Genomic DNA, 9551 nt, shown 5'->3' with positions numbered 1-9551 from the left:
TTAATTGATGACACGCCCTAGTCTGAAATAATGATTTTCGGAAAGTTATTAACTAAATTTACTGCTGTGTTATCAATTTTTACTAAAACTCGTGCACCATTTTTCGTGGGTTCATCTATAAACTGCCAGTTAGGAAAGTAGAGCTGAAGAGCACTTTTGGTTTGTTTGCGGCTGGTTTTCTCCTTCAATTTTTCAATACTTGCTTTAGAGTCAGAGGTTTTATACACGTAGGATATAACTTGTTGCCATGCTGCCCAGCCATCATTGCGTTTGCATTCTTGATAGGCATTATCGAAAATATCAGCTAGTTGGTTGATCGTCATGGCTTCCGAATGAAACTTTAAAGATTCCATTATAAAATCTAGTTTAAACGATAGTTCTTGCTGTAATTGCGCTAGCAAATACTCAGCATCCTCATACTCACTTTGTAAACGTTCCAACACCTTACTATTCGATTCTTCATTTTGATGACTTGGATTGAGAAAACAATCGAAATGATGAATGAGTTCATTTCTAGCAGCAACTACCTTTTTAAAAAGGGCTTCAATTTTATGTCTATTTATAACTCTATGGGACATCTTGATTGAAATTTTAATTTCATTACTATCTTCGATGTCTTCATCTTCATCCATAATCTGAACATCACCGAGCAGGCTAGTTAAACCACCCATCGTCATCTTTGTGGTATTAACATTAGAAATAATTGGCCATAACCTTGACTCTTTGTTAGGGCTAGATGAAGAACCAAAAGTATAGTCTGAGAATACCACTAAATTTTTAGCCACTCCTTCTATTTGTCGGTATTTAAGTATATTTAAGCCCACCTGATAAATAATTTTATCAGGTGGGTTGATTAATGATTGAGGTAAAGTCATATTTCTAACCTCATCCAACAATCTCAACACTCGTCACATTCTGAAAGCCTCTTGGCAACTGACTGCCACGACTGCCACGCTTAGCAGTATAGTTCGCTAAATCCATCGGCTTTAAGGTTACATGACGCTTGCCAGCAGTGATAACTAGACTATCTTGCTTGCTAAGCGGCGTAATAGCCAAAACTTCTTCATCGTCTTTTAAAATGATCATCTTATTACCTTTACCGCGAGCTTGCTCAGGCAAATCTTCTAGAGCAAATATCAATAAATATCCTGCATTGGTCACGACAGCGAGATGATCAGGCGCTGTGCTTATATTGCTATTTTCGCCTTCAGCGTTCTCAGTGTTAGCAGTTATATCTGCTGGTGGCGTGTCAATACGAGCAACAGTAAGCAAGCGACTATTAGTCGCTAGGTTGATGATATTTTTACCGGCTTTTTGATTGCTATCAAGATTGCCAAGCGTATTGATAAAACCATAACCTTGAGAGCTGGCGAGGATAATACGTTGATCATTATCGCCGGTTAATAGTTGCTCAAAGCTGGCACCTGCTGGCGGTTTTAGGACACTGGTGAGTGGATCGCCTTGACCGCGAGCGGATGCTAAATTATGCGCATCGATACTATAGCTGCGACCAGTACTATCGAGGACGTAGATTCTTTCGTTAGATTTACCGCGGACGTGGGCTTGATAGCTATCACCTGAACGATACGTCATGCCAGCGGCATCGACGTCATGACCTTTAGCCGCGCGAATCCAACCTGCCTTCGACAGGATAGCGGTAATAGGCTCACTTGGAACAAGGTCAGACTCTTTTAATGCCTGCGCTTCTTCGCGTTCTGCTAGTTGAGATACACGATCATTGCCGTGCTCTTTCATATCGGCAGTCAGCTCATCGATCATCAGATTGGTCAGACTGTCTGGATTGTCCAAATACTCTTGAATGATAGCACGCTCTGCGGCTAGCTCATCTTGCTCACGGCGCAGCTCAATCTCTTCTAGCCTTGCTAACTGACGTAGACGAATGTCTAAGATGGCATTGGCTTGAATTTCGGTCAGATCATAGCCCTGCATCAATGACAGTTTTGGATCGTCTTCTTCACGAATGATGCGAATCACTTCATCAATATTCAGATAGGCAATCAGCAATCCTGCGAGGATATGCAAACGCTTATCGATTTTATCGAGGCGATATTGCAAACGGCGCGTGACCACTGAGCGGCGACAAACAAGCCATTCCTCTAATATTTCTTTGAGGTTTTTGACCTGCGGTTTACCGTTTAGACCAATCATGTTCATATTGACGCGATAATTGCTTTCAAGATCAGTACTGGCAAACAAATGGCTCATAACGCGATTAACGTCTACGCGTGTAGATTTTAGCTCCAATACGATACGGCAAGCGTTTTCGTGGTCTGACTCATCATGGATATCGGTTACCCAAGGCAGCTTTTTATCCATCATCAGCTTAGCGATTTGCTCTTGGATTTTGTTGCCTGACACTTGATAAGGAAGGGCGTCGATAATAACAAGATTCTTCTCTTTAGGATCGATATGGAAGGTTGCGCGCATTTTATAGCTGCCGCGACCAGTCTCATACATCGCTTGCAAATCTTTTTTGCTGGTGATGATTTCAGCGGGCGTTGGCAAATCCGGTGCTGGTATCGATTGGGTTAATTGCTTCACGGATAAATCAGGATTTTTAAGCAACCGAATCGCGGCGCGAACCACTTCATTAAGATTATGCGGCGGGATATCGGTTGCCATTCCAACGGCGATACCTGTCGTACCATTTAATAAAATATTGGGCAGGCGCGCGGGTAGAGTGGTCGGCTCTTGCATGGTGCCATCGAAGTTGTCTTGCCAATCGACCGTTCCTTGGCCGAGTTCAGCAAGCAAGGTATTGGCATAAGCAGACATTTTGGCTTCGGTATAACGCATCGCTGCAAACGATTTTGGATCGTCAGGACTGCCCCAGTTTCCTTGTCCCGTAATCAGCGGGTAACGATAGCTAAACGGCTGCGCCATCAATACCATGGCTTCATAACAGGCGCTATCACCATGCGGATGGTATTTACCTAGGACATCACCAACCGTTCGCGCGGATTTTTTGGCTTTTGCCGTCGATTTCAAGCCAAGCTCGCTCATGGCATAAACGATACGGCGCTGAACAGGCTTTAGACCGTCAGCGATATTGGGCAACGCGCGATCCATGATGACGTACATGGCATAGTTAAGATAAGCTTGCTCGGTGAATTCCGCCACGGAGCGGGTATCCATCGGTTCATTGGGAATAATAGGGTCAATCGTATGATCAATAACATCGGACATAAAATAGGGTTCGCTTTTAGTTTTTAATAGCTATAAATAATTGGTTTAATCGGACAAATAAGATAGTGCTATCGTAAAGGATATTGGCAGAATTAAAAAGGGATAAGTCAGTATAAACGACAGTGTATGACGTCCTTCTATAGTGACTGCTAGATAGATTTTGACCGATAAATTCACTATACTGAATTTATCGACTATTTACTTTTTATCTCATTTTTAGTGTTTTATATTTTGAGTGATATTGTCTATAGCGCTTTGATTATTTAGCTAAATAACACAGATAACTCCTTGATATAGAGTGCGTTATCGCTCGTCAAGCGGCTTTGCGGACTCAGGTAGCAATCTTTTGTATTGAGTAGTTTGTATAAAGTGTGTATGTTAAACAACAAAGGGCTATTTACTGCTAAATTGTTGAGTTATTACGGCATATCAATCCCGTCAGTCTCATTTGCCGTCATTATGGCCGGCTTGTGCTTCAGATTTTTATATTTGTCCAAGTTTTTACGTTTGCCGCAGTATGATGGCTAAGACCAACAGTTGCATCACTTATTAGGAGCAAGAAGATTATGGAAAATCAAGGTAACTTAATTCGTCGTAATGACAAAGTATGGGTTAAAACTTATGAAAAGCTAGGTATTCAATACGATATTAATATGCCAGCTGCTGATACCTCGTTAATTGATGTCCTTGAGCAAAATTTTGTTAAACATGCTGGTAAGACGGCTTTTGTTTGTATGGATGTTAAACTCTCTTATGAACAATTAGATATTTATAGTAAACAAGTCGCCGCCTACCTACAGTCACTTGGGCTGAAAAAAGGCGATAAAGTCGCTGTTATGATGCCAAACATTTTACAGTTACCTGTTGCGGTATTGGGCGTGATTCGTGCGGGTATGACCTTGGTCAATGTCAATCCACTTTATACCTCAAAAGAGCTTGAGCATCAGCTAACAGACTCGGATGCCAAAGTACTTATTTTGCTAGAAAACTTCGCCAAAACTTATGAAGATATTGGTAAGCATTTGGTCGACCATGTCATTGTGACTTCAATGGGCGATTTAATGAGCCCATTAAAAGGCTTCATCGTCAATGCCGTCGTTCGCCACGTTAAAAAGATGGTGCCTGATTATCATATTAAAGGTAGTGTGAAGTTTAAAAAAGCACTGAATCGTTTTTCTGCTGATAATTACCAGCGTCCTAAAGGTATTGGTCTCGACGATGTTGCCGTCCTTCAGTATACCGGTGGTACGACGGGTGTCGCTAAAGGCGCAATGCTGACGCACGGCAACTTAGTCGCCAACCTTATCCAGTGTGATACCTATCTTGGTGACGCATTTGATAAATTTGAAGGCAGTGGTGAGCAGCCAGTCATTATGACCGCCTTGCCGCTGTACCATATTTTCTCTTTTACCGTTTGCGGTATGTTTGGTTTATATCGTGGTTGTATTGGTCTATTGGTACCAAACCCACGTGATGGCGCAAGCTTAATCAAAGCCTATAAAGACTACCCACCGGCGTTTTTCCCAGCTGTAAACACTTTGTTTAATGCCTTAGCCAACAGTGAAGCGTTTAAAGCCTTAGACCATAGCAAGCTTGAGATGTCTATGGGCGGCGGTATGGCGGTACTTAAGGCCACTGCTGAAAAATGGGAAAAAATAACGGGAAATATTATCGTTCAAGGTTATGGCCTATCAGAGACGTCTCCTGTTGCTTCTGCCAACCCGCAAGGTACAGGCGAGTTCTCAGGAAATATCGGTCTACCGATGCCAGCGACCGACATGGCGATCTTGGATGAAGAAGGCAATGAACTACCAATAGGTGAGCGCGGTGAAATTTGTGTTCGAGGCCCGCAGGTCATGAAAGGCTATTGGAAGCGTGAAGATGCTACGGCTGAAGTCATGACCTCTGATGGCTATTTCCGTACTGGCGATATCGGCGTAATGGACGAAGAGGGTTACTTTAAAATTGTCGATCGCAAAAAGAATATGATTTTGGTGTCAGGCTTTAACGTTTATCCAAACGAAGTGGAAGACGTCATGGCCGGTCATCCAAAAATTTTGGAATGTGGCGTTATTGGTGTTGAGGATGAAAAAAGTGGCGAAGTACCAAAGATTTTCGTCGTTCGTAGTGACGCAAGCTTGACTAAAGAAGAAGTACTTGCCTATGCCAAAGAAAACCTCACGGGTTATAAGCGCCCTCGTTATGTTGAATTCATCGATGAGCTGCCAAAATCTAACGTTGGTAAGATTTTACATAAAGATTTACGGGCGCTAGAAGAAAAGAATCACGCTTAAACCGTCTCATATTATAAACAGTCCAATACCAAATTTAGCGGACTTTTTATAGCGATATATCAGTACTGAGCATTGATAAAAATGTCTTGATATTTGCTAGGATAATGGTGAAAGATGATAAGGTCTTATACAAAGGGCCTTATCATTTTTTTTGTTTTTCTATGAGGGTTTGCTAGTATTCATAGAGAACTGGGCGCAAAACTGCTATAGTCCTTGCCCATAAGTTTTCTATTTAATAGGTGTATTTGACGATAAATGTAGAATATTATCGTCATGAACATCCTTAGGCATGCTCTATATGTCTCGGGATTATTAACTTAAAATTTCGTGAATGACAAACTCTCTTGAATAAGCAGTTTCTTACGTAATAAGATTTCTTATTCACAAGTTTTTGCTTTTATAACTCAGTGATTGTAAACCACGGTGATTCTATTTAATAAATTTTGATAGCAACTTACTAACAGTAATATTTAGGGAAGATTATGACGGACAGTACCAATAAAGAAGCCAAAAACCATAACGCTTCGGCAGATAACCAATCAATGGTTGAAAATACCTTTCCTACCATGCCGACGATAGACAGCGACCGTCCGTGGTTAGGCGCGTATGAGCGCTATGGCATCAATGCAACTATCGATATGCCGGAAGACAATACGTCTTTACTGGAAGTGTTCGAGCGTAATTTTAGCCGTTATGGACAAAAACCCGCTTATATTTGTATGGGTTCGTCAATCACCTTTAAGCAGTTAGATTTATATAGCCGCCAAATTGCCAGCTATTTGCAGTCCTTAGGACTGGTTAAAGGCGATAAAGTCGCCGTCATGATGCCCAATATTTTGCAGTATCCTATCGTGATGCTCGGTATCATCCGCGCTGGCATGATTTTGGTCAACGTCAACCCGCTATATACCAGTCGCGAGTTGTCGCATCAGCTAAACGATAGCGGCGCTAAAGCGTTATTTATCGTTGAAAACTTTGCCAAAACCTATCAAGAAGCTGAAGATAAAGGTCAAGTGAAGCACGTTATTGTCTGTAAATTGGGCGATATGCTCGGTTTAGTCAAAGGCACCGTTGTTAACCTTGTCGCGCGCCATGTTAAAAAAATGATTCCCGCTTACCGTTTACCTGAGAGCATCAGCTTTAAGCATGCATTAAATGCCGTTTCTGCCAGCAAGTACAAGCGCCCTGATTTAAACTTAAGCGATGTGGCATTATTACAATATACCGGCGGTACGACGGGTGTTGCCAAAGGCGCGATGCTATCGCACGGCAACTTAGTTGCTAATATGCTCCAAATTAGTGTTTTAATGGACAGCGCCTTTGACGATGATGTCGACGCCAATGATGTGATTTTAACCGCCCTACCGTTATACCATGTGTTCTCATTTATGGTTTGTGGTATGTATGGCATGTACCGAGGTTATGCAGGACTGCTGATTCCAAATCCGCGTGATTTGGATGGTTTGATCAAAGAGATGGGCAAATATAAACCCGCATTTATCCCTGCGGTAAATACCTTATTTAATGGTTTGGTACACAAAGAAGGCTTTGCTGACTTAGATTTCTCTAACTTAAAAGCATCGATTGGCGGCGGCATGTCGGTCTTGCCAAGTGTGGCAAAAGAGTGGCATAAAATTACTGGTCTGCCCATCGTTGAAGGTTATGGCTTGTCTGAAACGTCGCCCGTGGTTGCCTTTAACCCGATGACCATCTCTGAGTTTACCGGAAAAATTGGTATTCCTGCCTCTAGTACGGATATTATTTTAATCGATGATGATGAAAATGAAGTAGCTCTCGGTGATCGCGGTGAAATCTGTGTAAAAGGTCCACAGGTGATGATTGGCTATCAAAATCGTCCAGAAGAAACGGCTGAAACCTTTACTACAAATGGCTTTTTGAAAACGGGCGATATCGGTATCATGGATGAAAAAGGTTTTATCAAAATCGTTGACCGCAAAAAAGACATGATTTTGGTGTCAGGATTTAACGTTTATCCAAATGAAATCGAAGAAGCCATGAGCGAGCATCCTAATGTCGTAGAATGTGGCGCTATCGGCATTCCTAATGACGATCGCGGCGAAGATCCAAAGCTATTTGTGGTCAAAAAAGGCGACGTGACCGAGCAAGAGCTGCTTGATTTTGGCAAAAAACAATTGACGGGCTATAAACGTCCGCGCCATATTCAATTCGTTGATGAATTACCAAAATCAAACGTCGGTAAAATTCTCCGTAAAGAATTGCGTAAGATGGAGGGGTTAGAATAAAGTCAGCGCTAAAACTTTCAAAAGCAGCGGCGTAATAGCTTGGGAAATCTTGCTATTGCGCCGCTGCCACGTTAGGATAACGTCATCTTTTCATCTGCTAGCGCGTCCGCTGATATAACGACGAGCCTGTTATTTGATAACTTTTTATAACTCTACTTTTACAACATTGTACTAGGAAAATTTATGCGTATTGACAACCGTGAGCTTAATCAACTTCGCTCGATTAGCTTTGAGCGCCATTACACGAAGCATGCCGAAGGCTCAGTATTGGTCAGCTTTGGCGATACCAAAGTACTATGTACGGCGAGTGTGGAGTCGGGCGTACCGCGCTGGCTCAAAGGTAAAGGTAAAGGCTGGATTACCGCTGAATACGGTATGTTGCCACGGGCAACCAATACTCGTAATCAGCGTGAAGCGGCGCGTGGTAAACAGTCAGGTCGAACGCAAGAAATTCAGCGTTTAATTGGTCGTAGTTTACGAGCAATGATTGATTTAAGTAAGCTTGGTGAAAATACCATTTATCTTGACTGTGATGTGTTGCAAGCGGATGGCGGCACACGTACTGCAAGCATAACGGGCGCCGCTGTTGCTCTTATCGATGCGCTAGAGAGCCTGCAAAAAAACAAAAAGCTAAAAGCTGATCCCTTGATCGGTTTGGTGGCGGCAGTGTCGGTTGGTATGAAAGATGGCGAAGCGTATCTTGATTTAAATTACGAAGAAGATGCCAGCTGTGACACCGATTTAAACGTGGTCATGACGCAAAAAGGCGAGTTCATTGAGCTTCAAGGCACCGCAGAAGAAAAACCGTTTACCCGCGCTCAAGCAGACGATATGCTGATTCTTGCTGAGAAAGGTATCGCTGAGCTGATCGATATGCAAAAAACAGCGTTGGGTTGGTAAGTTTTTAAATTTTCTTTTATGAAATTTTACTGAAACCTAGAACCTCTACTCTTTTATTGCTCTCTAATAGGTAATCATGCATGCTAAAGCTGACCGATGACGGCGCCAAAATCACCTTGCAAGATCAGTCGCCAGCGGCTGACAATGGCCTGTTTTGGTTTGGCTTAGCGTTACTGGTTGGGGCAGTAGGGGTGGCGTTGGCCATGAGTTTGTTGCCTGAGCGCTTAGCGATTGGCGCTTTAGCACTGCTGATTATTGGCAGCTTTATTTTTAATCGGCAACGCCAACAGCGTAAAAAGGCCATGAGCGGTGTTATTAGTAGCGGCGTATTGTGGATACGTGACGGCGAGATTGTCCATGACAATCATGGTAAACGCGAGCATATCCATCTGACTGACGGCGATAAAATCATTCTGATTGGCGAGCAGCTTCAGATTGTCGATTGTGATGACATTCGTAAATATTTAATTGGCGGTTTTGATAATATCCAAGAAGCAACCGCTGCTAAGGCTATCCTCCAAGGTCAGGCTTTGACTAAACGCCATGCCAATATCAAGATGAGCGATGATTAACGCCTTTGTTTACGTTTAGCGCTTTATTTTACTTTTTTATAACCAGCGTTTAAGTTAATGGTTGTTTCTTTTTCCTGAATTTCTCACTAAATTTCTAAAATCCTTCGCGGATTTATCGTCTGTTTTTTTACCGCTTATCCTTATTCTCCTACCTTTTATCGCTTACTTCAAAACAATAATACTTGCAGATTCCTGTAAAAATGGTTTATAAGTAGGATTGAAAAATTTTATCTTATTTATCGTTAATACGGTTATTGATACTGAGCATTGATGCCAGCTTATTCGTTCGTACTGAGTTGTGTTAATACTGAATG

At 42.2% G+C, this 9551-nt stretch carries 6 protein-coding genes; 4 read left to right on the top strand and 2 right to left on the bottom strand.

Annotation, left to right across the window (positions count from 1 at the left end; translation table 11 throughout):
• Positions 1 to 17: 17 nt before the first annotated feature.
• Both B4K26_RS06620 and parC read right to left on the bottom strand, forming a co-directional pair.
• The gene (locus tag B4K26_RS06620; RefSeq protein ID WP_296244307.1) at positions 18 to 875 is read right to left on the bottom strand and encodes a hypothetical protein; all 858 of its coding nucleotides are present in this window, start codon (positions 873 to 875) and stop codon (positions 18 to 20) included.
• A 10-nt stretch (positions 876 to 885) separates the two neighbouring features.
• Entirely contained in the window at positions 886 to 3207 is a 2322-nt protein-coding gene (gene parC / locus B4K26_RS06615; protein WP_296244306.1) for a DNA topoisomerase IV subunit A, read from the bottom strand.
• 566 nt (positions 3208 to 3773) lie between these two features.
• Between parC and B4K26_RS06610 the strand changes: the two genes are divergently transcribed.
• From B4K26_RS06610 to B4K26_RS06595, 4 genes are all read left to right on the top strand, one after another.
• On the top strand, positions 3774 to 5501 hold the full coding sequence (locus tag B4K26_RS06610; protein WP_296244305.1) for an AMP-binding protein: 1728 nt from the start codon (positions 3774 to 3776) through the stop codon (positions 5499 to 5501).
• A gap of 542 nt (positions 5502 to 6043) precedes the next feature.
• Positions 6044 to 7765: an AMP-binding protein gene (locus B4K26_RS06605; protein ID WP_409521399.1), complete on the top strand. Its 1722-nt coding sequence runs from the start codon at positions 6044 to 6046 to the stop codon at positions 7763 to 7765.
• 183 nt (positions 7766 to 7948) lie between these two features.
• Complete coding sequence (gene rph, locus B4K26_RS06600) at positions 7949 to 8665, top strand: ribonuclease PH (RefSeq protein WP_296244301.1); 717 nt, start codon at positions 7949 to 7951, stop codon at positions 8663 to 8665.
• An 80-nt stretch (positions 8666 to 8745) separates the two neighbouring features.
• Positions 8746 to 9237 (top strand): hypothetical protein, encoded by a 492-nt coding sequence (locus tag B4K26_RS06595; protein ID WP_296244300.1) that lies wholly within the window; start codon positions 8746 to 8748, stop codon positions 9235 to 9237.
• Positions 9238 to 9551: the final 314 nt, after the last annotated feature.

Origin of the sequence: Psychrobacter sp. UBA6766 (genome assembly GCF_002453355.1) — a bacterium.
Taxonomy (GTDB): Bacteria; Pseudomonadota; Gammaproteobacteria; order Pseudomonadales; family Moraxellaceae; genus Psychrobacter.
This window is presented reverse-complemented; position numbering and strand designations above follow the sequence as displayed.

Bases quoted from the DNA above. Each gene is read 5' to 3' on its own strand.
- B4K26_RS06595 (WP_296244300.1), top strand. From the start codon at position 8,746: ATGCTAAAGCTGACCGATGACGGCGCCAAAATCACCTTGCAAGATCAG.
- B4K26_RS06620 (WP_296244307.1), bottom strand. From the start codon at position 875: ATGACTTTACCTCAATCATTAATCAACCCACCTGATAAAATTATTTAT.
- B4K26_RS06605 (WP_409521399.1), top strand. From the start codon at position 6,044: ATGGTTGAAAATACCTTTCCTACCATGCCGACGATAGACAGCGACCGT.
- B4K26_RS06610 (WP_296244305.1), top strand. From the start codon at position 3,774: ATGGAAAATCAAGGTAACTTAATTCGTCGTAATGACAAAGTATGGGTT.
- parC (WP_296244306.1), bottom strand. From the start codon at position 3,207: ATGTCCGATGTTATTGATCATACGATTGACCCTATTATTCCCAATGAA.
- rph (WP_296244301.1), top strand. From the start codon at position 7,949: ATGCGTATTGACAACCGTGAGCTTAATCAACTTCGCTCGATTAGCTTT.